Source organism: Azospirillum halopraeferens DSM 3675, from assembly GCF_000429625.1.
Taxonomy (GTDB): domain Bacteria; phylum Pseudomonadota; class Alphaproteobacteria; order Azospirillales; family Azospirillaceae; genus Azospirillum; species Azospirillum halopraeferens.
Map to the genome: position 1 here is coordinate 1 of NZ_AUCF01000030.1, position 21,599 is coordinate 21,599.

General features: G+C 69.9%; 18 protein-coding genes and 1 rRNA gene. 12 read left to right on the forward strand and 7 right to left on the reverse strand.

Going from position 1 to position 21,599, the window contains the following annotated elements; all coding sequences use genetic code 11:
* Positions 1-129, reverse strand: a 16S ribosomal RNA gene (locus G472_RS0120565); the annotation flags it as partial.
* Between the two features lie 744 nt (positions 130-873).
* On the opposite strand from G472_RS0120565, the gene G472_RS34625 reads away from it, so the two are divergent.
* From G472_RS34625 to G472_RS0120585, 4 genes are all read left to right on the forward strand, one after another.
* A complete protein-coding gene (locus G472_RS34625; RefSeq protein WP_245593541.1) occupies positions 874-1,305 on the forward strand; it encodes a MarR family winged helix-turn-helix transcriptional regulator in 432 nt (143 codons plus the stop codon).
* Positions 1,306-1,407: 102 nt separating this feature from the next.
* Positions 1,408-1,788, forward strand: coding sequence for a response regulator transcription factor (locus G472_RS0120575; RefSeq protein WP_029009878.1), 381 nt, complete (start codon positions 1,408-1,410; stop codon positions 1,786-1,788).
* Between the two features lie 69 nt (positions 1,789-1,857).
* Positions 1,858-3,558, forward strand: coding sequence for a monovalent cation:proton antiporter-2 (CPA2) family protein (locus G472_RS0120580; RefSeq protein ID WP_029009879.1), 1,701 nt, complete (start codon positions 1,858-1,860; stop codon positions 3,556-3,558).
* Positions 3,559-3,669: 111 nt separating this feature from the next.
* Positions 3,670-5,631 (forward strand): PAS domain S-box protein, encoded by a 1,962-nt coding sequence (locus G472_RS0120585; protein WP_029009880.1) that lies wholly within the window; start codon positions 3,670-3,672, stop codon positions 5,629-5,631.
* Between the two features lie 21 nt (positions 5,632-5,652).
* Here G472_RS0120585 and G472_RS0120590 read toward each other — a convergent pair whose 3' ends face one another.
* From G472_RS0120590 to G472_RS0120605, 4 genes are read right to left on the reverse strand one after another with little or no spacing between them, the layout of a single operon-like run.
* Entirely contained in the window at positions 5,653-5,907 is a 255-nt protein-coding gene (locus G472_RS0120590) for a hypothetical protein (RefSeq protein WP_029009881.1), read from the reverse strand.
* A gap of 14 nt (positions 5,908-5,921) precedes the next feature.
* Positions 5,922-7,037: an alcohol dehydrogenase catalytic domain-containing protein gene (locus G472_RS0120595; protein WP_029009882.1), complete on the reverse strand. Its 1,116-nt coding sequence runs from the start codon at positions 7,035-7,037 to the stop codon at positions 5,922-5,924.
* Complete coding sequence (locus tag G472_RS34630) at positions 7,034-7,723, reverse strand: SRPBCC family protein (RefSeq protein ID WP_156927193.1); 690 nt, start codon at positions 7,721-7,723, stop codon at positions 7,034-7,036. The genes G472_RS0120595 and G472_RS34630 overlap by 4 nt, the downstream gene beginning before the upstream one ends.
* A gap of 32 nt (positions 7,724-7,755) precedes the next feature.
* Positions 7,756-8,199 (reverse strand): DUF3775 domain-containing protein, encoded by a 444-nt coding sequence (locus G472_RS0120605; RefSeq protein WP_029009883.1) that lies wholly within the window; start codon positions 8,197-8,199, stop codon positions 7,756-7,758.
* A 477-nt stretch (positions 8,200-8,676) separates the two neighbouring features.
* Between G472_RS0120605 and leuA the strand changes: the two genes are divergently transcribed.
* The gene (gene leuA / locus G472_RS0120610) at positions 8,677-10,383 is read left to right on the forward strand and encodes a 2-isopropylmalate synthase (protein ID WP_084536809.1); all 1,707 of its coding nucleotides are present in this window, start codon (positions 8,677-8,679) and stop codon (positions 10,381-10,383) included.
* Positions 10,384-10,496: 113 nt separating this feature from the next.
* Here leuA and G472_RS0120615 read toward each other — a convergent pair whose 3' ends face one another.
* The gene (locus tag G472_RS0120615; protein ID WP_035693266.1) at positions 10,497-11,945 is read right to left on the reverse strand and encodes an MFS transporter; all 1,449 of its coding nucleotides are present in this window, start codon (positions 11,943-11,945) and stop codon (positions 10,497-10,499) included.
* Positions 11,946-12,069: 124 nt separating this feature from the next.
* Here G472_RS0120615 and G472_RS0120620 point away from each other — a divergent pair, with 124 nt between their 5' ends.
* From G472_RS0120620 to G472_RS37460, 6 genes are all read left to right on the forward strand, one after another.
* The gene (locus G472_RS0120620; RefSeq protein WP_342667952.1) at positions 12,070-13,008 is read left to right on the forward strand and encodes a LysR family transcriptional regulator; all 939 of its coding nucleotides are present in this window, start codon (positions 12,070-12,072) and stop codon (positions 13,006-13,008) included.
* A 71-nt stretch (positions 13,009-13,079) separates the two neighbouring features.
* Positions 13,080-14,162, forward strand: coding sequence for a PA0069 family radical SAM protein (locus tag G472_RS0120625; RefSeq protein ID WP_425387993.1), 1,083 nt, complete (start codon positions 13,080-13,082; stop codon positions 14,160-14,162).
* Between the two features lie 750 nt (positions 14,163-14,912).
* Complete coding sequence (locus G472_RS0120630; RefSeq protein ID WP_035693267.1) at positions 14,913-15,194, forward strand: DUF4212 domain-containing protein; 282 nt, start codon at positions 14,913-14,915, stop codon at positions 15,192-15,194.
* Positions 15,195-15,211: 17 nt separating this feature from the next.
* A complete protein-coding gene (locus G472_RS0120635) occupies positions 15,212-16,975 on the forward strand; it encodes a sodium:solute symporter family protein (RefSeq protein WP_029009889.1) in 1,764 nt (587 codons plus the stop codon).
* 136 nt (positions 16,976-17,111) lie between these two features.
* Positions 17,112-18,971: a putative nucleotidyltransferase substrate binding domain-containing protein gene (locus G472_RS0120640; protein ID WP_029009890.1), complete on the forward strand. Its 1,860-nt coding sequence runs from the start codon at positions 17,112-17,114 to the stop codon at positions 18,969-18,971.
* 79 nt (positions 18,972-19,050) lie between these two features.
* On the forward strand, positions 19,051-19,566 hold the full coding sequence (locus G472_RS37460) for a hypothetical protein (protein ID WP_051341093.1): 516 nt from the start codon (positions 19,051-19,053) through the stop codon (positions 19,564-19,566).
* Positions 19,567-19,582: 16 nt separating this feature from the next.
* On the opposite strand, the gene G472_RS0120650 is transcribed toward G472_RS37460, so the two are convergent.
* The gene (locus G472_RS0120650) at positions 19,583-21,226 is read right to left on the reverse strand and encodes an acyl-CoA synthetase (protein WP_029009891.1); all 1,644 of its coding nucleotides are present in this window, start codon (positions 21,224-21,226) and stop codon (positions 19,583-19,585) included.
* Between the two features lie 95 nt (positions 21,227-21,321).
* On the opposite strand from G472_RS0120650, the gene G472_RS0120655 reads away from it, so the two are divergent.
* Entirely contained in the window at positions 21,322-21,597 is a 276-nt protein-coding gene (locus G472_RS0120655) for a hypothetical protein (protein ID WP_156927194.1), read from the forward strand.
* The last annotated feature ends 2 nt before the right edge of the window (positions 21,598-21,599 follow it).

Consider the following 21,599-nt stretch of genomic DNA (forward strand, 5'->3'; position numbering starts at 1 on the left):
CCGAACCGAAAGGCAGGTTCCCACGTGTTACTCACCCGTGCGCCACTAAGGCCGAAGCCTTCGTTCGACTTGCATGTGTTAGGCATGCCGCCAGCGTTCGTTCTGAGCCAGGATCAAACTCTCAGGTTCAAGTCGGTCGGGCCGTAACCCAACCGCTCGTTCGGGGCCGCCCTCAAGCGACACACCTCAAACCTAAGCTCGATTCTGAACTTACCTTCAAGATGCGACTTGCGAACGACCCGACAATCCAATCCACTCCCGTGAACCGGACCACAGTGCCCGTCCGCCTGCGCATCCCTTCTCAAATCACGTCTTCACTTGTCAAAGATCCATCCCGCAGCGGAACCGACCGACGCACCGAACCACCGGAAATCCGGCGGTTGGGATCTGCCTGGGTCTGGAAGTGTCCGCGGGGCGCGAACGACACCGTCGCTCGCAGCGGATGGTCTTTTTAGCAAGTTCGCCGCAGGCCGTCAAGCCTATTTTTCGACGTCGTCGCCGCTTCGTCCACCCGTCGCCCCCCGCATCTGTTCCGTGGGGCTCCGGCCGTGGCGCGCCGCCCCTTGCGGGGTGACCTGCCGTCCGGCCGGGAGCGGGTGTATAGTCGGGCCTGCCGGGCCTGTCCAGGCTTTTTTTCGACCCGCCCGGCGGACGTCGGCGTCCTTGTCATACCGGCGCGGTGAGAGAATAATGATGCGCGCATGAGGCATGGCCCTCGGGGTTTCCCGGCGGGGGCGCAGAGTCCCCTGCGTCCTCCCGCTGGATCAACCGTCCGGTCGCCGTTATGCTTCGTCCCGACGCCGCTTAGCCGCCGCCCGAACAGCCAGGGGTTTATGAGATATGCGCCCAAGCGCGCGCGCGACGGCCGAGGTCATGGCACAGGTGCTGCGTACCACGGCCAGCCTCGCCTTTACCGAGGGGCTCAATCCCGCCCAATGGGCGGCGTTGCGCTATTTCGCCGGGGCGAATCCCAGTGCGCGCAGCGTCGTCGCCTTCGCCCGGTATCACGGCACCACCAAGGGCACGGCAAGCCAGACCATTGCCGCCCTGCTCAAGAAGGGTCTGCTGGAACGGCACAAGGGGGAGCGGGATCGCCGCACCATCAGCCTGGTGCTGACCGACGAAGGCCGCGGGCTGCTGGCCCACGATCCCCTGAACGAACTGGCCGCGGCCGTGGGCACGCTGGGCGAACACGACCACAGGGCCATGGCGGCGGCGCTGGACCAGATCCTGCGCACCCTGCTGGCGCGCCGGGCCGGGCGCAACGGCCGGCGCAACAGGGCCGAACCCGAGGCGGCGGCCTGATGACCGCCGCTTGATCGGGGGCTTGTGCACCGGCTATCACTGGACCCAACCGGCGGCGGGGCACCGCGACGGTGGTCACCGCAAACGGGAGAGACACACGCCATGGCCCGCATCCTGGTCGTCGACGACATGCCCGCGGTGACGGCGTTGCTGCGTGTTGCGCTGGAGGACAGCGGCCACAGCGTGGCCGAGGCGCGCGACGGAGCGGCGTGTCTCGATCTGGTGCGCCGCGAGCCCTTCGACCTGGTGGTCGTCGACATGATGATGCCGGGCGTCGACGGCATCGAGACGGTCAAACGCCTGCGGGCGGGGGGATACGGGTCACCGATCATCGCCATGTCCGGCGGGACCGAGGATTTCCCGGCCGCCGCCTCGCTCAAGATGTCGGAAATGCACGGTGCCAACCGATTGCTCTTCAAACCCTTCGACAACGAAGAGTTGATCGCGGCCATCGACGAGTTGCTGGCCGCCCGCGGCGCTTGACCGCGGCCGCGCAAATCGGCCATTCGACGGGCTCCGCCGCTCTCGCGCCATCCTGAATCCGCGGGCCCGATGCACGACACGCACCTGCTTCTCGACACGCTGTACCTGCTGCTGGCGGCCATCCTGCTGGTGCCGCTGTTCCAGGCGCTGCGCATCCCTTCGGTGCTCGCCTATCTGGTGGCCGGCGTGGCGCTGGGCCCCCACACCCCCGGACCGGTGGTCGATCAGACGGTGCCGCAGGTGCTGGCGGAGTTCGGCATCGTCTTCCTGCTGTTCGCCATCGGGCTGGAGCTGCCGTTGTCGCGCCTGCAGGCGATGCGGCGCTTCATCTTCGGGCTGGGCCTGTTGCAGGTGCTGCTGACCACGGCGGTGATCGCCGCCGCGGCCTATGCGCTGGGGCTGCCGGCGGAAGCAGCCCTGGTGGTGGGGGGCGCCCTGTCCTTCTCCTCCACCGCGACGGTCCTGAAGATGCTGGTGGACCGCGGCGAGACGGTGGCGCGGTTCGGGCGCGTGTCGGTGGCGGTGCTGATCTTCCAGGATCTGGCGGTGGTGCCGCTGCTGACGCTGTTGCCGCTGCTGGCGGCCGAGAGCACCTCGATTCCCCTGGCGCTGGCCACGGCGCTTGCCAAGGCGCTGGTCGCCATCGGCCTGATCATGCTGCTGGGCCGATTCGTGGTGCGGCCGCTCTACCGGTTCGTCGCGTCGGCCAAAAGTCCGGAGGTGTTCACCGCCACCAATCTGTTCCTGGTGCTGGCGGTCGGCTGGCTGACCGCGGAGGCCGGCATGTCCATGGCGCTGGGCGCCTTCCTGGCCGGCCTGCTGCTGGCCGACACCGCCTACCGCCACCAGGTGGAAGCCGATATCGAGCCGTTCCGCGGGCTGCTGCTCGGCCTGTTCTTCATGACCATCGGCATGACGCTCGACCTGCCGTTCATGGTCTCGCAGATCGCCGTCATCGCCCTGCTGACCGTGGCCCTGCTGGCGGGCAAGAGCATCCTTCTGTTCGCCCTGTGCCGGTTGTCGGGGCTGGGCACGGCGACGTCGCTGCGAATCGGGCTGCTGCTCGCCCAGGGGGGCGAGTTCGCCTTCGTCGTGGCGACACGGGCGGGCGAACTGGGCGTGCTCGACCGGGAGGCCGGGCAGCTCCTGGCCACCACCGTCGCCTTCTCCATGGCCCTGACTCCGGCCATCGGCGCGCTGGCCCACCGCCTGGCCCATTGGCACGAGCGCCGCTGGGGCACCGAGGCGTTCCGCATGGAGACCAGCGACCTCAAGGACCATGTGCTGATCGCCGGCTACGGCCGCGTCGGCCGTGCCGTGGCCCGGGTGCTGACCCGCCACGGCATCCCCCATGTGGCTCTTGACCTCGACCCGCAGCGGGTGGTCACGGCGCGCGAGGCGGGGCTTCCCGTCTATTACGGCGACGCCAGCCAGGCGGGCGTCCTGCGCGCCGCCGGCATCGACCGGGCGCGCGCCGCGGTCATCACGCTGAACCGCCCGTCGGCGGCGGAGAAGGCGGTGGACGCCATCCACACCCATGCGCCGCGCCTGCCGATCATCGCCCGCGCCCACGACCTGCGCCAGCGCGGCGCGCTGGAAACCGCCGGCGCCTCGGCCGTGGTGCCCGAAACCATGGAGGCCAGCCTGCAACTGGCCGGTCTGGCCCTGCGCTCGGCCGGCGTCACCGCCGACGCGGTGGAGCACAGCCTGGAGGAGTTCCGCCGCGAGAGCTACGGCCCCCTCGCCGACGGCACGCCGGCCCGGCCGTAATCCACCACGGTTGCGCGACCCGGCGCAGGAAACCGTCGGACGAATCCCGCGTTAACCTCAGGGCACGCCGGACGCCCGCGCGCCGGCACCGGAACGACGTCGGACCGCCGTATGCCCTCAACCCCCGATTTGCCGGACCGGCTGCAAGCCTGCCTGCGCCACCAGAGACTGCTGACGCGCTTCGGCACGCAGGCGCTGGCGGAACCCGACCTGCCCACGCTCCTGCGGGAAGCGGCGGAACGCATCGCCGAAGGACTCGAGACCACCTTTGCCAAGATCATGCAACGGCGGCCGGAGCACGGCGATCTGCTGGTGGTGGCCGGGGTCGGCTGGGCGTCCGGGGTGGTCGGCCGTGCCACGGTGCCCGACGATCCCGCCACGGCCGCCGGCTGCGCCCTGGCCCGCGATGAACCCGTCGCGGTGGCCGACCTGCGCGCGCCCTCCGCCGAACTCCACCGCACCGACCTGCTGCGCGAACACGGCATCGTCGCCGTGCTCAACGTGCCCATCGACGGCGACGGCGGACCGTGGGGGGTGGTGGAGGCCGATTCGCGCGAGCCCCGCGCGTTCCGCGAGGACGAGGTGCTGTTCGTGCGCAGCATCGCCAACCTGCTGAGCGCCGCAGTGGCGCGCGTGGCGGCGCGCGAGCGCGAACACCTGGAGCGCGCGCGTCTGGACGCGGTGCTGGCCCAGATGCCGGCGGGCGTGGCGATCGCCGAGGCGCCGTCGGGACGGCTGCTGATGCACAACGCCCGGGCCATCGCGCTGCTCGGCCACCCCATGCTGGACACCGACAGCTATGAGGGTTACGCGCGCTACGGTGCCCTGCACCCGGACGGCACCCCCTACGCCCCCGCCGAATACCCCATCGCCCGCGCCGTCATGACCGGTGAGACGGTGGAGCTGGAGCCCATGCTCTACCGCCGCGGCGACGGCCGGTTGACCCATCTGCTGGTCAGTGCCGCGCCGGTGCACGACGCCGCCGGCACGCGGGTCCTGGCGGTCAGCACCTTTCACGCCACCGACGAGGAGCGCCGCCTGGAGGAGGAGCAGCGCCGCATCCGCGACGCCCTGGCGGAGAGCGAGGCGCGTTACCGCGCCGCCTTCGAACAGGCGGCCGTCGGTCTGGCCGAGATCGCCGGCGACGGCTGGTTCCTGGCGGCCAACGGACGCCTGCGGTCCATCCTCGGCTACGGCCGCGACGAACTGGCGACGCTGCGGCTCCAGGACATCATGCACCCGGACGACCGGCCCGTGGCCGCCGCCTTCACCCGCCGCCTCTACGCCGGCGAGTTGCCGGCCTTCACCATGGAGACGCGCCTGCGCTGCAAGGACGGCGGCGTGGTGTGGGCCAGTCTGTCCACCGCACCGGTGGCACCGCCCGGCCGGCCGCCCTACACGGTGGCCGTCGTCCAGGACGTCAGCGACCGCAAACGTGCCGAAGCCGAACGGGAGGAGTTGCTCGTCCAGAAGGATCTGCTGATGCGGGAGATGAACCACCGCATCAAGAACTCGCTGCAGATGGTGGCCGCCCTGGTCATGCTCCAGGCATCCAACCGGGCCGGCGGCGACACCGACCGGCGGTTCGAGGAAACCGCCGCCCGCATCGCCACCATAGCGCTGATCCATGAACGCCTGTACCGGACCGAGATCGGTGCCGACGTGGACGCCGCGGCCTATCTTGCCGACCTCGGCCGCGACCTGGCGCAGACCCTGGGCCTGCCGCCGGGGCACCTGACCGTCGACGCCGTTGCGGCGCACCTGCCGGCCGACGTCATGGCCCCGCTGGGCCTCATCGTGAACGAGCTGGTCACCAACGCCGTCAAGTACGCCTACGCCGGGCAACCGCCCGGCGCCATCCGGGTGACGCTGGACCGCGCCGGCGGCGGGCGCCTGCGGCTGGCGGTGGAGGACGACGGCGCGGGCCTGCCCGAGGGCTTCACCATTTCCGGCTCGGCCGGGCTGGGCATGCGGGTGCTGCAATCGTTGGCCCAACAGCTCCGCGCCGACCTGCGCATCCCGCCGACCGCCGGCGGCGCCCGCTTCGAGATCGTGCTGCCGGCCGGCGGGTGACGGAAATGCCGGCCCCTGCGGTCACGCCCGCTCGCCGAAACTCTCGGGTGCGGCGTCGATGACGTCGGGATGGGAGCGGATGGTGGCGATGGCGGCCTCCCGGTGGACCTCGCCCACCTCCACCGTCACCACCGTGTCGGTGCCGTTGCCGTGCAGGGAATCGCGCACCTCGGTGGCGCGCGTCTCCACGCCGCCGAAGCGGGCGCGCAGCAGGCCGAGCACGTCGGACTGGACCGAATGGCCCCGGTCGCTGGGATAGGCGTAGATGATGTTCATCCTGTTCGCGGCCTTCACGGTGCGAAGACCACCCTCATGCAGTTGTCGGTCCTGGTTCTGAACATGTGGTAGCCGCGCGCTGCGTCGTCGAGCGGCCATTTGTGCGTCATCAGATAGGAGGGATCGAGGTCCCCCGACCCGATGAGCCCGAACAGACGCTCGGCGGTGTGCCGACCGTCGGGCGGCCCCATGCGGATCGTAAGCCCTTTGTTCACAGCGGCCCCCATGGGGAACCGGTCCATATGGCCGGCGTGGTCGCCGATAACGGACAGCGTGCCGCCTTTGCGGCAGCACGCGACCATGGCGCGCAGCACCGCCCCTTCCGTCCCCTCTGCCGTCATGCCGACCGCGTCGATGCACACGTCCGGACCGCGCCCGCCGGTCATCGCCTGCAGCGCGTCGAACAAGTCGACGCGTGTGTCGTCCAGCGGCTCGGCTCCGGCCTTCATCTGCGCCGCCTCGAGACGGTCCGGGCGGCGGTCGATGCCGATCACCCCCGCCGCACCGAGAAGGCGGGCGCAACGCATCGCCATCTGGCCGACGCCGCCGCAACCCCACACCGCCACCACGTCGCCCGGTTCGATCCGCGCCATGTCCGCGGCCGCAAAGCCGGTCGGCACGGCGCCGGACACGAACACCGCCGTCTCGTCGGGAATGCCGTCCGGCACCCTGATGCCGTTGTGGTCGACGAAGGGCACGCGGACATACTCCGCATGGCTGCCGGCGTAGCCGCCGAAGGCATGGCCGGAACCGAAGGCACCGCCCGTGCCATGGCCGTACGCGCTCTCCGTCCACTCCGGTTGCGGGTTGGAGTTGTCGCACAGCGCCGATCGTCCGGTTTGGCAGAACCGGCACTTGCCGCAGCCGATGGCGGCGGCAACGATGACCCGGTCGCCGCGCCCGCGATGGCGCACCGCGGGACCGGTTTCCACCACCTCCCCCAGGAACTCCCGGCCGAGGATGTCGCCGGGCTTCATGGTGGGCATGCGGCCGGAGATCAGGGGCAGGTCGGACCCGCAGACCGAGGAGAGCCGAACCCGGACGATGGCGTCGCCGGGATCGAGGATGGCGGGGTCGGGCACCCGCTCCACCCGCAGATCGTCGATGCCGTTCCAGCAGAGCGCTTTCATCGTTTCCTGTCCCCCGGGGCACGGCCGCCGCGGGGCTGGCCGGCGATGGTGGGCTGCGTGCCCGTCTCCATCAAGCACTTCAGGCGGCGCAACGCCTCGCGGGCCTGCTGCTCCGGCGCGGCGCCGAACAGCGCGGCGACGGCCCGCCCGCCGGCGCCGCCCGGCGGATCGTAGGCCAGGGTGAAGCTCACCTCGGTGCCGCGGCCGCCCGGCGCGTCGCGGAACAGCACCGACCCGCGGTGCGGCAGGTCGGCACCCTCCTCGGTGTGCCAGGAGATCAGTTCGTCCGGCCGCTCCTTGTCGATCACCGAATGCCAGACCACCGGCACGCCGCCGGGGCCACGGGCAACCCAGCGCGACCGGGTGGCCGACAACACCTCCACCCGGTCCAGATGGTCCATCAGACGGGGCAGATGGGAGAGGTTGCGCCAATGGCGGAACACCGCCTCCCGTCCCGCCCGGATGGTGACGTTGGCCTGCACGGTGCGCGGCTCCGGGTGCGCGCGCCGCATGGCGGCGGCGTCGCGCACCCGCTCCGCCAGCGGCACCGCGCCGGCACCCGCCAGCACCAGGCCGCCACCCGCCGCCGCCAGGGCGAGGCCGAGCCAGTCACCACGCCGCGCTCCGGCAAGGCCCAGCACCACGCCGCCCATGATGGCGGTCCAGCGTTCGGCGGTCCCGGCCATGCCGTGTCCGGCCGACCGCCGGACCGTGCCGATCACCGCCCTCCTCCGCCGCCGCCGTTGCCGGCGAGCTTCAGCTCGTACAGCCCCTTGGTCAGGTAGGCGTGCAGATCCACCTTCTCCACGATGTCCCTATAGTCGGAGGCGTCGGGCGGGCGCCCGGCCTCGGCCAGGGCATCGTCCCATTCCTTGCCGGCGTAATCGCCGCGCCCTACCAGCATGACGGCGCGCAGCTCCGTGCGTTCCTCCGCCGATAGACCGGCGAGCATGCTCTGGAGTTCGTCCAGCGCCGCGCTGGCGCCGTCGGACATGATGTTCAGGGCGTCGAGGTCGGTAGGGTTGCGCGAGCCGCGCTCCCGGCGCTGCTCCTCCAGTTCGATGTTGTACATGCCGGCGAGGTAGCGCTCGCGGTCCGCCGCGGCGTCCGACGCAAGGTCGGCGGCGCGTCTGACGGTGTCGACCGAGATCTTCTTCAGCATGGTCGCCCTATCGTGATGGTGTCGTTGCGCAACCAACAACAGGCGCGACGCCGCCTTCGTCCCGCGGGGCCCGGCGGATCCCCTTGCCGCCCCTTCGGCCGGGGGCCGGACCCAGCCATGCCGCAACGCGGCTTGACAGGTGCCGCAGGCGTCAGCAGATTACCGGCCATGCGACACTTCGACCGCACGAACACGCTTCGACTTACCGACCCGGCGCTCTGACGGCGTCCGGGCAAGCCGTGTTCCCTTAATCCTGCAACAGGTCGAAGCATCCCTGTCCCATGAGCGCCCACTGTCGACGTCCGATCTCCCGGCCCACCGGAACCCTGCGCGCGCTGCGACTTACGGGCGGTCGCCGAGCCCTCCCGGCGGCTCGGCGGCCGTGAGCCGCGCCGGTCGTTCCATCGCCGCCTGACGGGGCGGCACCGAGACGAGACGCCCCCGCCCCATCGGCGGGACCCACGGAGCAGCAGCGCCATGAACCACATCACCGATCCCGCCGCCGCCGCCGGCACCCGACGCATGCCGACCGAAAAGTACACGCCCTTCCGGCCCGTGACGCTGGCCGATCGCCAATGGCCGAACCGCACCCTGGACCGGGCGCCCATGTGGTGTTCGGTCGATCTGCGCGACGGCAACCAGGCGCTGATCGAACCCATGGGGCCGGATCGCAAGTGGGCGATGTTCGACCAGCTCGTCCGCATGGGCTTCAAGGAGATCGAGGTGGGCTTCCCGGCCGCCTCGCAGACCGACTTCGACTTCTGCCGCGACCTGATCGAGAGCGGCCGCCTGCCCGACGATGTCACCATCCAGGTGCTGACCCAGGCGCGCGAGGAGCTGATCCGCCGCACCTTCGAAGGCATCCGCGGGGCGAAGCGCGCCATCGTCCATGTCTACAACTCCACCTCGGAGCTGCAGCGCCGCGTCGTCTTCGGCATGGACCGGCAGGGGATCATCGACATCGCCCGGGCGGGCACCCGGCTGATCCGGGAACTGGCGGCAACCTGCCCGGAGACCGAGATCGTCCTGCAATATTCGCCGGAGAGCTTCACCGGCACCGAGCTGGACTTCGCCGTGGAGGTCTGCGAAGCGGTCGCCGAGGTGTGGCAGCCGACGGCGGAGAAGCGGATGATCATCAATCTGCCGGCGACGGTGGAGATGTCGACGCCCAACGTGCACGCCGACCAGATCGAGTGGTTCTGCCGCACCATCAAGGGGCGCGAGCGCTTCATCATCAGCCTGCATCCCCACAACGACCGCGGCACCGGCGTCGCCGCCGCCGAACTGGGGATGCTGGCCGGCGCCGACCGGGTCGAGGGCACCCTGTTCGGCAACGGTGAGCGCACCGGCAACGTCGACGTCATCACCCTGGCGCTCAACCTGTTCACCCAGGGCGTCGATCCCGGCCTGGTGATCGACGACATCGACGCCATCCGCCGGGTGGCGGAGCATTGCACCCAGTTGCCCGTCCACCCGCGCCACCCCTATGCGGGCGAACTGGTGTTCACCGCCTTCTCCGGGTCCCACCAGGACGCCATCAACAAGGGGCTGAAGGCGCTGGCCACGTCCAATTCCGGCAAGTGGGAGGTGCCCTACCTGCCCATCGACCCGCAGGACATCGGCCGCAGCTATGAGGCGGTGATCCGCATCAACAGCCAGTCCGGCAAGGGCGGCATCGCCTATGTGCTGGAAACCGAGTACGGGCTGCAGATCCCCCGCCGCCTGCAGATCGAGTTCTCCGGGATCGTCCAGCGGATCGCCGACGAAACCGGCAAGGAGCTGACGCCCGCCCGGATCTGGGACGCGTTCCGCACGGAGTACCTGGACAACGAACGGCCCCTGGCCCTGGTCGAGCACGCGACCGAGCCGCGCGGGCCGGGGTCGGGGCCGCGTACGCTGACGTCGGTGGTGATGCGGGACGGCCGGCCGGTGACCATCCGGGGCCGGGGCACCGGGCCCATCGACGCCTTCCTGGACAGCCTGCGCCGCGATATGGGCATCGACATCCACGTGGTGGACTACCGGGAGCACGCCGTCACCACCGGCGAGGACTCCCAGGCCGCCGCCTATGTTGAGGTCCGCGCCGGCGACGGGAAAACCCTGTTCGGCGTCGGCATCGACCCGGACATCGTCACCGCCTCGCTGCGCGCCCTGGTCAGCGCAGCCAACCGGGCAACCCGCTGACGGTGCCGCGCCGCCAAAGCCGGGTTCGCCCCACCCTCCCCCGCGCCCGGTCGTGGGGGAGGGACGGGTGCGCCGCCCCCCCCCGGGTGCAATCCCCGACGGTGTGACGGCCCTCACCGGTTGCCGTCCGGCAGCGCCGGACGCCCCGCGCCGGCACGGAGAACCGCAACGGTCGCGGCGGCGATCAGCACGCCCGCGGTGGCGAACACGGCCCGTATACCCGTGCCAACGGCCTCCGGTGCCGCGGTCGCACCGTCGCCCGCCCCCGATGCCACCGCGAACAGCGCGCCCATGGCCGATGCTCCGGTGATCAACCCGATCTGGCGCGACAGATTGAGCACCCCGGAGACGAGACCGCGCCGGTCGGCAGGGACGTTCCTCATCACCGCCGTGGTGTTCCCGGCCAGGAACAGTTGGTACCCCGGAGTCAGCACGACGATGGCCGCGATATAGCCTGCCAGCCCGAAGCGCTCCGGCAGGACGGCCAGACCGAACGCCCCGGCGGCCAGGATGACCAGCCCGGCAATGACCACCGCCCGCACCCCCCGGCGATCGACCATCCGGCCCGCCGGGGCGCCGCTCAGCACGGATACGACCGGCCCCACCGACATCGCGATGCCGACACCGGACTCGGACAGTCCCAGCGCCAGCGACAGATAGAACGGCCCGACCACCAACGTTGCCATCATCACCGATGCAACGACCGCGTTCGTCACCAGGCCGATCCTCAGGCTCCCGTCACGCCACACAGACGGGGGGATCAACGGCGATTCCGCCCGAGCCTGCACCAGCGCGAAGAGGCCCGCCCCCGATACGGCAGCCACCAGCAGGATGGCGTTGACCGCGCCGAAGGAGCGTCCGGCCGTGACGGCCAGGGCGTAGGCGGTGAGCGTCAGACCGAGGAGAAGCGTGCCCGTACCGTCGAACCGCTCCCCTCCGGCCGTGTTCGTCGGCAGGGCGGCGGGAACGGGTGGGGGCAGGCAGCGGCGGACGAGGAACAGGTTCAGGATTCCCAGCGGCACCATCACGAGAAAGACCGCCCGCCAGCCGGGCCCGTCCAACAGGGCGCCGGCCAGCGACGGGCCGAGCGCCGTGCCGAGCGCGGACATGGACCCGAGCAGCCCCATGGCCCGCCCGGTCCGTTCCTTTGCGGCCACCTCGTGCACCAGCGCCACGGTGAGGGCCATCAGGACGGCCGCCGCAAGTCCCTGCACGGCCCGGGCCGCAATGACCATCCACAGGGTCGGTGCGATGCCGCACAGGACGGACCCCAGCGTGAACAGCGTCAACCCCGCCGACAGCATCCGCCGGCGCCCCGCAACATCGCCCAGCCGCCCGGCGCCGACGATCGTGACGGTCGTCGCGATCAGATAGATGATGACGATCCATTGAACCTCCCGGAAGGAGGCGTCGAACGCCCGCGACACCGCTGGCAGCGCAACCCCCGAAATGCTGATGCCGAGCGACGGCAGCAGCATCGTCAGCGCCAGTGCGCCGAGTGCCCACCGAGCCGATGATTCCTGCGCCGCTGCGGCCCCGGTTTGCGCGTCTCCCTTCGCCATGACAGGCTTCACCCCTGACCTCCATCGACCGGCGCTCCCCGATCGGAGCGCACGAAACCCTGGCATGGCCCGGAACCGTGCGGAACGCGCACGCTTTGCAGATTATTCGTGCATGGAACGCCCCATGCGGACCGATCGGTGCTATGGTCGCGCCATGGCCGGGCCCGACCTCAACCTGCTGATCACCCTCGATGCGCTTCTCGGCGAAGGCAGCGTCGCGGGGGCCGCACGACGCCTGCGCCTGAGCCCGTCGGCAACCAGCCGCGCGCTGGCACGCCTGCGGGACGCCACCGGTGATCCGCTGCTCGTCCGGGCCGGACGCGGGCTCGTCCCGACACCCCGCGCCCTCGAACTGCGCCGGTCCGTCGGTCAGCTTCTGCATGACGCCGAAGCGGTTCTGCGGCCGGCGGCACCCCTCGACCCCGGCCGGCTTGTGCGAACCTTCACGTTGAGGAACCGGGAAGGCTTCGTCGAGACGTTCGGGCCGGCCCTGATCTCCCGCATCGGCGAACAGGCGCCGGGGGTGCGGTTGCGATTCGTGCCGAAGCCGGACAGGGACAGCGCGCCGTTGCGCGACGGCGGCATCGACCTGGAAACCGGTGTCATCGGCGATGCCACCGGGCCGGAGATCCGGGCGCGGACGCTGTTCCGCGACCGCTTCGTCGGGGCGGTGCGCGCGGGACACCCGCTCGGCACCGGGCCGGTGACGGCGCAGCGCTACGCGGCCGGCCGGCACGTCCTGGTATCCCGGCGCGGGCACGAACATGGTCCGATCGACGAGGCTCTTGCCACCGCGGGGCTGGCACGAACCATCGCCACGGTGGTCTCCAGCTTCTCCGAAGCGCTGGCATTGGCGCGCGCATCGGACCTGATCGCCGACGTTCCCGAACGGTACGCGGGTCGCCTGTGCGACGGCATGATCCTGTTCGGGTTGCCCGTATCGCTGCCGGACATCACGGTATCGCTGTTGTGGCACCCGCGGATGGACGCCGATCCGGGGCACCGCTGGCTGCGTGAGTGCGTCCGGGAGGTGTGCGCCCTGCCGTCCACCCGATCCGCCTGAGCGGTCGCGGCGCCCCGACCACCGCCGGATTTGTTCTTGATTTGTTCGTTTTGAGGGGGCATGTTTCCCCCATGATGGACGAGCTGCCGGATCGGGCGCACAAGGGGCGCGGGGCGGTGGGCAACCCCGACGGCCGCTTCGAGCGGCAGACGCGGGTCGCCGCCGATGACGGCTGGGGGTCGGCCTGCGACCCGGACCTGCCGCCCCTGCGCACGACGCTCACCGTCGACACCAGCCGCACCGTGCTCGCCCGCAACGAGTCGCCGGACGTGCCGTTCGACCGCTCGCTCAACCCCTACCGCGGGTGCGAGCACGGCTGCATCTACTGCTTCGCACGGCCGAGCCACGCCTATCTCGGCCTGTCGCCGGGGCTGGACTTCGAGACGCGGCTGTTCCACAAGCCCGATGCCCCGGCGCTGCTGGAACGCGAGCTGCGCGCAAAGGGCTACCGCCCGCAGACCATCGCGCTGGGCGCCAACACCGACCCCTACCAGCCCGTGGAGCGCCGGCTGGGCCTGACGCGCCGCATCCTGGAGGTGCTGGACCGCTTCGAGCACCCGGTGGGGATCGTCACCAAGTCGGATCTGGTGCTGCGCGACATCGACCTGCTGTCGGGAATGGCGGCACGCCGCCTGGTCCATGTGTGCGTGTCCGTCACGACCCTGGACCGCGATCTGGCACGGCGGATGGAGCCGCGCGCGCCCACCCCGGCGCGGCGCCTCGACGCCATCCGCCGCCTGGCCGGGGCCGGAGTGCCGGTGGCCGTGCTGGTGTCGCCCGTGGTGCCCGGCCTGACGGATCATGAAATGGAGACGATCCTGGAGGCGGCGGCCGATGCCGGGGCGCGCGGGGCCAACACCATCCTCATCCGCCTGCCCCGCGAGCTGGGGCCCCTGTTCGACGCGTGGCTGCACGAGCACGCGCCGGAGCGCGCGGAGCGGGTTCTCAGCCTGATTCGCGATTGCCGCGGCGGTGCCCTTTATGAATCCGGATTCGGCCGGCGGATGACCGGCCGCGGCGCCTACGCCGCCATGCTGTCCCGGCGCTTCGCTCTCGCCTGCCGCCGCCTGGGACTGGGGGAGCGCTGGGGCGGGCTCGATACCGGGCGCTTCCGTCCGCCGCCGGCGCCCGGCGACCAGCTTTCCCTGTTCTGAGCGCCGCCGCCGACCGGCACCCCGCACCGGTGAAGCGGGACGAACCATTTCCGAATGTGACTATTTCAATTGCGGACAAAAAAGCCCCACCCCGGCCGAAGCCGAGGTGAAGACGAGTTTAAATCAGAGGTCAACACTGCAAGATAACGCTAGAAACTACTGCCGCCTGAAATCTGCGTCAGTAGTACAAAACAACCACCCGACAGCAGGCAGCCCCTGCGTGGCAGATGATCTTGCACATGGGCGAGCCGCACCGCGGCGCCCGGCGCGCGGCGCCGATCGGCCGCTTCCGCAGCACCCTGACTCCCGCACCAGTTGACCGTACACACTCGCTCCGATTCCGTCAACCTCATGGCCGGTTACGACCTCTGCCCGCGCCCTTCGGGGCAGTATCACCAATGGCATTATTTAAAGCGCAAGTTCTGACTTGGCGGACCGATTCGCCCGTTTGTGCACCGCATATAGTGGTTTTATTCCTGCTGATTTACAGGGCCGGTACGGCGCCGATCTCTCGACTTCCTCTGCTCGCAGACCAAGCATTTCCGACTGCCGCTGCCGCGGAAAGCCCATCCCGGCACGATTTCATGCCAATACGATTCAGACGCAGCGTTTTTCTCGACGCGCGCAGAGAAATCCTGTATTGGGTTGTGGCGTGTTGGGGCTACCGCCCCGGGGGGCATCGCCGGGCTATTACCCACCGCAGGCCCGGCGGTGTGGAACGACAAACATTGCGTCGTGGGAGGACACTCCATGAATGACCACAAGTACAATGTGGACAAATCAAATTCCGCAGCGGCCTATTGGCAGGAGTCGCTGCGTCTGATCCTCGGCTGCCTCGTCGTCTGGTTCCTCGTGTCGTACGGCGCCGGAATCCTGTTTGCCGATGCTCTCAACAGCATCCGCATCGGTGGGTTCCAGTTGGGTTTCTGGTTTGCCCAGCAGGGGTCGATCTACGTGTTCATCGTGCTGATCTTCTATTATGCGATCCGCATGAACAAGATCGACCGTGACCACGGCGTGCACGAAGACTGACCGGGAGACGGCGGACCATGGATCTGAAAACTCTTACCTATCTCGTCGTCGGCGCCAGCTTCGCGCTTTACATCGCGATCGCCATCTGGGCGAAGGCGTCCACCACCGGTGAATTCTACGTGGCCGGCAAGGGCGTGCATCCCGTTGCCAACGGTATGGCCACGGCGGCCGACTGGATGAGCGCCGCGTCGTTCATCTCGATGGCCGGCCTGATCGCGTTCCTCGGGTACGGCGGTTCGGTGTACCTGATGGGCTGGACCGGCGGCTACGTGCTGCTCGCCATGCTCCTGGCTCCGTACCTGCGCAAGTACGGCAAGTTCACGGTGCCGGAATTCATCGGCGACCGCTATTACTCCAAGGCGGCCCGCCTCGTCGCGGTCGTCTGCCTGATCTTCATCTCCTTCACCTACGTCGCCGGCCAGATGCGCGGCGTCGGCATCGTGTTCTCCCGCTTCCTCGAGGTGGACATCGCCACCGGCCTGGTGGTCGGCATGGCGGTGGTGTTCGTCTACGCCGTGCTGGGCGGCATGAAGGGCATCACCTACACCCAGGTGGCGCAGTACGTCGTGCTGATCTCCGCCTACACGGTCCCCGCCGTGTTCATCGCCTTCCAGCTCACCGGCAACCCGGTGCCGCAGATCGCCATGGGCTCGGAGCTGACCTCGGGCGGCTACATGCTGGACCGCCTGAACCAGGTGGTGACCGACCTCGGCTTCAACGAGTACACCCAGGGCAACAAGTCCACGATCGACATCTTCGCCATCACCCTGGCGCTGATGGTCGGCACCGCCGGTCTGCCGCACGTGATCGTGCGCTTCTTCACGGTGCCCAAGGTGCGTGACGCTCGCTCTTCCACCGGCTGGGCGCTGATCTTCATCGCGCTGCTGTACACCGTCGCCCCGGCCGTGGGCGCCATGGCCCGCTACAACCTGACGGCCACCATCCAGACCGGCGAAGTCGGCTCGCCCGACGGCAACCTCGCCTACGCCGAGCGTCCGGACTGGTTCAAGCGCTGGGAGCCGACCGGCCTCCTGAAGTTCGAGGACAAGAACGGCGACGGCCGCATCCAGTATTACAACGACAAGAACCCGGCGTTCGCTGCCACCGCCGAATCCTACGGCTGGCGCGGCAACGAGCTGACCGTCAACGGCGACATCATGGTGCTGGCGAACCCCGAGATCGCCGGTCTGCCGAACTGGGTCATCGCGCTGGTGGCCGCGGGCGGCATCGCCGCGGCGCTGTCCACCGCCGCCGGTCTGCTGCTCGTGATCTCCGCCGCCATCTCGCATGACCTGCTCAAGAGCACGCTCATACCGAACATGACGGAAAAGAGCGAGCTGATGGCGGGCCGCATCGCCGCCGCGGTGGCGATCATGATCGCCGGTTACCTCGGTTACAACCCGCCGGCCTTCGTGGCCCAGGTGGTGGCCTTCGCCTTCGGTCTGGCCGCCGCGTCGCTCTTCCCGGCGATCCTGATGGGCATCTTCTCGAAGACCATCACCCGCGAGGGCGCCATCGCCGGCATGATCACCGGCCTGGTGTTCACGATGGGCTACATCCTGTACTTCAAGGGTGTGTTCATCACGCCGTTCGCGGCGGACATCCCGGCCAACTGGCTGTTCGGCATCTCGCCGGAGGGCATCGGCTCGGTCGGCATGCTGATCAACTTCGTGGTCGCCTACGCGGTCAGCAAGGTGACCGCGGCCCCGCCGCAGGAAGTCCAGGAGCTGATCGAGCAGATCCGCCTCCCGGCCGGCGCCGGCTCCGCGCACAGCCACTGATCGACCGCGACCGATCCGGTCCGGCCATCGCAAGCGGGCCCCGAGGTTTCCTCGGGGCCCGTCTTCTTTTTCGGGGCGAAGGGCTGTATAACTTTCGCACGATTCCACCGCCCCAGCGATCCGGAGCAGGTCCGTCATGGACGCCGCCAAAACCGATATCAGCGCCTTTCTCGGCGTCCACCACCCCTTCGACCTGCTGCCGGCCGATGTGCTGGCGGAGATCGCCGGTACGGTGACCGCGGTGGACCTGGCCCCCGGCACCGTCGTGATGAATCCGGGCGACGCGGTCGACTGCCTGTACGTGGTGCGCTCCGGCGCGGTGGAGACGCGGGACCCCGACGGTCAGCTCCTGGCGCGCCTGGGCGAGGGCGAGTGCTTCGGTGTCCGCGCCATTCTGCGGGGCGGTGTCGCCGTCAACCGCAGCGACGTGATCGAGGACGCGCGCCTGCTCCGCCTGCCGGTTGCCGTGTTCGACCGGCTGCGCCGCGACCACCCGCCCTTCGCCTATCATTTCGCCGCCTTCGACGGCGGACGCCTGCGCGATTCGTACGAGTCCACCGGCGCGCCGCGCAATCTCGACCTGCTGACCAAGCGGGTGGGGGCGCTGATCACCCGCGGCCCCGTGACGATCGACGCGGCCGCATCGGTGCACGAGGCCGCCTGCGTGATGCGCGACCAGCGGGTGTCCTGCGTGCTGGTAACCGAAGGCGGCGCGCTGACCGGCATTCTCACCGACCGCGACCTGCGTGGCCGCGTCGTGGCGGAGCGGCTGGACTACGCCACCCCCGTCGCCCGCGTAATGACGCACGGGCCGCACCGGGTGCAGGCATCCGACCACGCGTTCGACGCCCTTCTCCTGATGACGCGCCACAACATCCACCATCTGCCGGTGATGGACGGCGACGCGGTCACCGGCTGCCTGACGGGTTCGGCGCTGGTGGACAGCCACACCACGTCGCCGCTCTTCCTTGCCCGCAACATTCACACCTGCACCACCGCCGAGGAGCTGCGGGCGGTGATCCTGCGGGTTCCCGACCTGGTGCACGAGATGGCCGACTGGGGCGGCACGGCGCGCGGCATCGGCCGCGTGGTGACGACCCTGACCGACGCCACGACGCTGCGCCTGCTGCACCTGGCGGAGCAGCGGCTGGGGCCGCCGCCCGTACCGTACGTCTGGATGGCCGCTGGATCCCAGGCCCGGCAGGAGCAGACCGCCCTGTCCGACCAGGACAACTGTCTCATCCTGTCCGACGATTTCCGGGAAGCGGAGCACGGCGCCTATTTCCGCGATCTCAGCCGCTTCGTGTGCGACGGGCTGAACACCTGCGGCTACATCCATTGTCCCGGCGAGATGATGGCCATGACCGACCAGTGGCGCCAGCCGCTGGCGGTGTGGAAGGAGTATTTCCGCCGCTGGATCGAGGAGCCGGAGCCGCGGGCGCTGATGCTGTCCAGCGTCTTCTTCGACCTGCGCCCGGTCCACGGCGATGCGTCGCTGTACGAGGACCTGTCGACCGGCATTCTGGAGAAGTCGCGCAAGAACCGGATCTTCCAGGCGTACATGGCGCGCAACGCCCTGTCGCACCAGCCGCCCATCGGATTCTTCCGCAATTTCGTGCTGGCCAGCGGGGGCGACCATCGCAACGCGCTGGACCTCAAGCACACCGGCGTGGTGCCGATCGTCGACCTGGCGCGGGTCTATGCGCTGGCCGGCGGCGTGAAGGCGGTGAACACCTTCGAACGGCTGACCGCCGCCACGTCGGCCCGTACCCTGAGCAAGGAGGGCTCGCTCGACCTGATCGACGCGCTGGAATACATCAGCCTGACGCGGTTGCGCCACCAGGCACGGCTGATCCGCGAAGGGCGCAAGGCCGACAATTTTCTGGAGCCCGACGAGCTGTCGAGCTTCGAGCGCAGCCACCTGAAGGCCGCGTTCACCGTGGTCAAGACCATGCAGGCCTCCATGGCCGCCACTTACCAGCTCGGCCGCTTCTGACACGGCCCGGGAAAGATCACTTCCATTATGGTCCGGCCGGATACCGCCGGCGGGCTTGCGACGAAGGGACGCCGAACCGTTGTTCTTTGAATTGATTTCCATCATCAGCGTGGCCTTTGCCGCCGCCGGCGCGGTGCTGATCGCCGGGCGGCTGCTGCGCATCCGCCTGCCGAAGTACGTGCTGCCGATGGTGGCGGCGCTGGCGATGATCGGCTTCACCATATGGCTGCGCTACACCTGGGCCGAGCGCACCATCGAAGGGTTGCCGGCCGGCTTCGTCGTGGTCGACCGGCTGCCCTACCACGGCGTGCTGGAGCCGTGGGCTCTGGTCTTCCCGCGCACCGCCGGGCTCGTGGTGCTGGACGGTGCGGCGACGCGGCGCAATCCGGACCACCCCGATGTGCTGCTGGTCACCACCCGCCTGATCGAGGAGCACCAGGAGACGCTGACCCTGCAGCAATTCGTCGACTGCGCCCGCCGCCGCCGCGCCCCCGCCACCACCGCGCTGGGACCGGACGGTCTGCCGCCGCCCGACGCCTGGGTCTCCGACGACGGGACGCCATTGTACGACGCGGCCTGCGCGCAAAGGACATGACGGGCCCGGCGGCCCGTCACCGCCCTTCCCCGCCGGCCTCCCGCACCGCCCGTTCCCGCAACTCCCGCCGGATGACCTTGCCGGTGGTCGTCATGGGCAGGCTGTCGACGAAGGCAATGGCGCGGGGGTATTCGTGGGCGGCCAGCCGCGTCCTCACATGGTCGCGGATGTCCCGTTCCAGCTCCGGACCCGGCGTGGCGCCGTCCTGCAGGACGATGTACGCCTTGATGATCTCGGTGCGCAGCGGGTCGGGCACGCCGACCACCGCGGCCATGCGCACCGCGGGGTGGCCGAGCAGGCAGTCCTCGATCTCGCCGGGGCCGATGCGGTATCCGGCCGACGTGATGACGTCGTCGCTGCGCCCGACGAAGCGGATGTAGCCGTCGGCGTCGGCGACCCCCTGGTCGCCGGTGACCAGCCAATCGCCGATGAACTTCTCGCGGGTCGCCCCCGGGTTGCCCCAATATTCCAGGAACATGACCGGATCGGGGCGATGCACGGCGATGGCGCCCTGCCGGCCGGGCGGCAGCACGGTGCCGTCATCGTCGATCACCGCCACCCTGTGGCCGGGCACCGGCCGCCCCATCACCCCCGGCTTGCCCGGCATGATCGCGGCGCAGGATGAGACGATCATGTTGCACTCGGTCTGGCCATAGAACTCGTTGATGGTCAGGCCGAAGGTGCGGCGGCCCCAGTCCAGCAGCTCCGCCCCCAGCGTCTCGCCGCCGGAGGCGATCGAGCGCAGGCGAAAGGCGTGGCGGGCGGCGGGGTTCTCGACGCTGCGCAGCATCTTCAGCGCGGTCGGCGGCAGAAAGGCGTTGCGCACGCCCAGTTCCGCCATCAGCCGGAAGGCTTCCTCGGGGTCGAACTTCTCGAACCGGTGGCAGACGACGGCGACGCCGTGGTGCCAGGCGGGGAGCAGCACGTCCAGCAGCCCGCCGATCCACGCCCAGTCCGCCGGCGTCCAGATGCGGTCCCCCGGCTGCGGGAACAGGTCGTGGGAGATCTCCACCCCCGGAAGATGGCCGAGCAGAACGCGGTGGGCGTGCAGCGCGCCCTTGGGCTGGCCGGTGGTGCCCGAGGTGTAGATGATCAGCGCCGGATCGTCGGCGCGGGTGTCCTCGGGCGTGAAGGCGTCGGGCTGCCCGGCCAGCAGGGCGTGCAGGTCCGCCGCCCCGTCAGCGGGACCGTCGATGCACAGCACCGTCTTCAGGGCCGGCAGCGACGGGCGGATGGCGGCCAGTTTGGCGGCGCCGGACGCATCGGTGACCACGGCGCACGCACCGCTGTCGGCCAGCCGGTACAGCAGGGCCTCCACCCCGAACAGGACGAACAGCGGCACGGCGATGGCGCCCATCTTGTAGACCGCCACGTGGGCGATGGCGGTCTCCGGCGCCTGGGGCAGCAGGACGGCCACCCGGTCACCCCGGCGCACGCCCCCGGCGCGCAGCAGGTTGGCCAGCCGGTTCGACTCCCGTCGGATGTCCGCGAAGCTGTGCTCGACCACGGCGCCGTCGCGCCGGCGGACGATCAGGGCGGTGGCGTCGGGGTTGCGCTCGGCCGGTCGGTCGCAAACGTCGACGCCGATGTTGTAACGCTCCGGCACCGACCAGCGGAAACGCGCGGTGATCGCGTCGTAGGTACCTCCTTGAGGCAGCATGCATCCCCCCCGAACGGGCTGTGACAGTTTGCGCCACCGACCCGGGCGGCGTCCCCGTGATAATGTTTACGAAACGAACAATATGGGAGGCAACCGTGCTGCATCGATCGCAGGTGGAAGCAAGGATCCGCCAAAAGCTGGCCGACGACCCGACGTTCCGGGCGCGCCTCTACGCCGATCCCCGCGCCACGCTGGAGGCGGAGTTCAAGCTGGTGCTGTCGCCGCGGGTGTCCATCGCGCTGCACGAGGACACGGCGGAGGCGCTGCACATCGTGCTGCCCCCCGAGGGCGACCCGCCCGCCACCGCCCTGCCCCGCCGCCCGGCGGCATCCAGCGGCTGCGACCGGCACCCGCAGTTCCGAATGGCGTGAAC

Bases quoted from the DNA above. Each gene is read 5' to 3' on its own strand.
- G472_RS34625 (WP_245593541.1), top strand. From the start codon at position 874: ATGGCACAGGTGCTGCGTACCACGGCCAGCCTCGCCTTTACCGAGGGG.
- G472_RS0120575 (WP_029009878.1), top strand. From the start codon at position 1,408: ATGGCCCGCATCCTGGTCGTCGACGACATGCCCGCGGTGACGGCGTTG.
- G472_RS0120580 (WP_029009879.1), top strand. From the start codon at position 1,858: ATGCACGACACGCACCTGCTTCTCGACACGCTGTACCTGCTGCTGGCG.
- G472_RS0120585 (WP_029009880.1), top strand. From the start codon at position 3,670: ATGCCCTCAACCCCCGATTTGCCGGACCGGCTGCAAGCCTGCCTGCGC.
- G472_RS0120590 (WP_029009881.1), bottom strand. From the start codon at position 5,907: ATGAACATCATCTACGCCTATCCCAGCGACCGGGGCCATTCGGTCCAG.
- G472_RS0120595 (WP_029009882.1), bottom strand. From the start codon at position 7,037: ATGAAAGCGCTCTGCTGGAACGGCATCGACGATCTGCGGGTGGAGCGG.
- G472_RS34630 (WP_156927193.1), bottom strand. From the start codon at position 7,723: ATGGCCGGGACCGCCGAACGCTGGACCGCCATCATGGGCGGCGTGGTG.
- G472_RS0120605 (WP_029009883.1), bottom strand. From the start codon at position 8,199: ATGCTGAAGAAGATCTCGGTCGACACCGTCAGACGCGCCGCCGACCTT.
- leuA (WP_084536809.1), top strand. From the start codon at position 8,677: ATGAACCACATCACCGATCCCGCCGCCGCCGCCGGCACCCGACGCATG.
- G472_RS0120615 (WP_035693266.1), bottom strand. From the start codon at position 11,945: ATGGCGAAGGGAGACGCGCAAACCGGGGCCGCAGCGGCGCAGGAATCA.
- G472_RS0120620 (WP_342667952.1), top strand. From the start codon at position 12,070: ATGCGGACCGATCGGTGCTATGGTCGCGCCATGGCCGGGCCCGACCTC.
- G472_RS0120625 (WP_425387993.1), top strand. From the start codon at position 13,080: ATGATGGACGAGCTGCCGGATCGGGCGCACAAGGGGCGCGGGGCGGTG.
- G472_RS0120630 (WP_035693267.1), top strand. From the start codon at position 14,913: ATGAATGACCACAAGTACAATGTGGACAAATCAAATTCCGCAGCGGCC.
- G472_RS0120635 (WP_029009889.1), top strand. From the start codon at position 15,212: ATGGATCTGAAAACTCTTACCTATCTCGTCGTCGGCGCCAGCTTCGCG.
- G472_RS0120640 (WP_029009890.1), top strand. From the start codon at position 17,112: ATGGACGCCGCCAAAACCGATATCAGCGCCTTTCTCGGCGTCCACCAC.
- G472_RS0120650 (WP_029009891.1), bottom strand. From the start codon at position 21,226: ATGCTGCCTCAAGGAGGTACCTACGACGCGATCACCGCGCGTTTCCGC.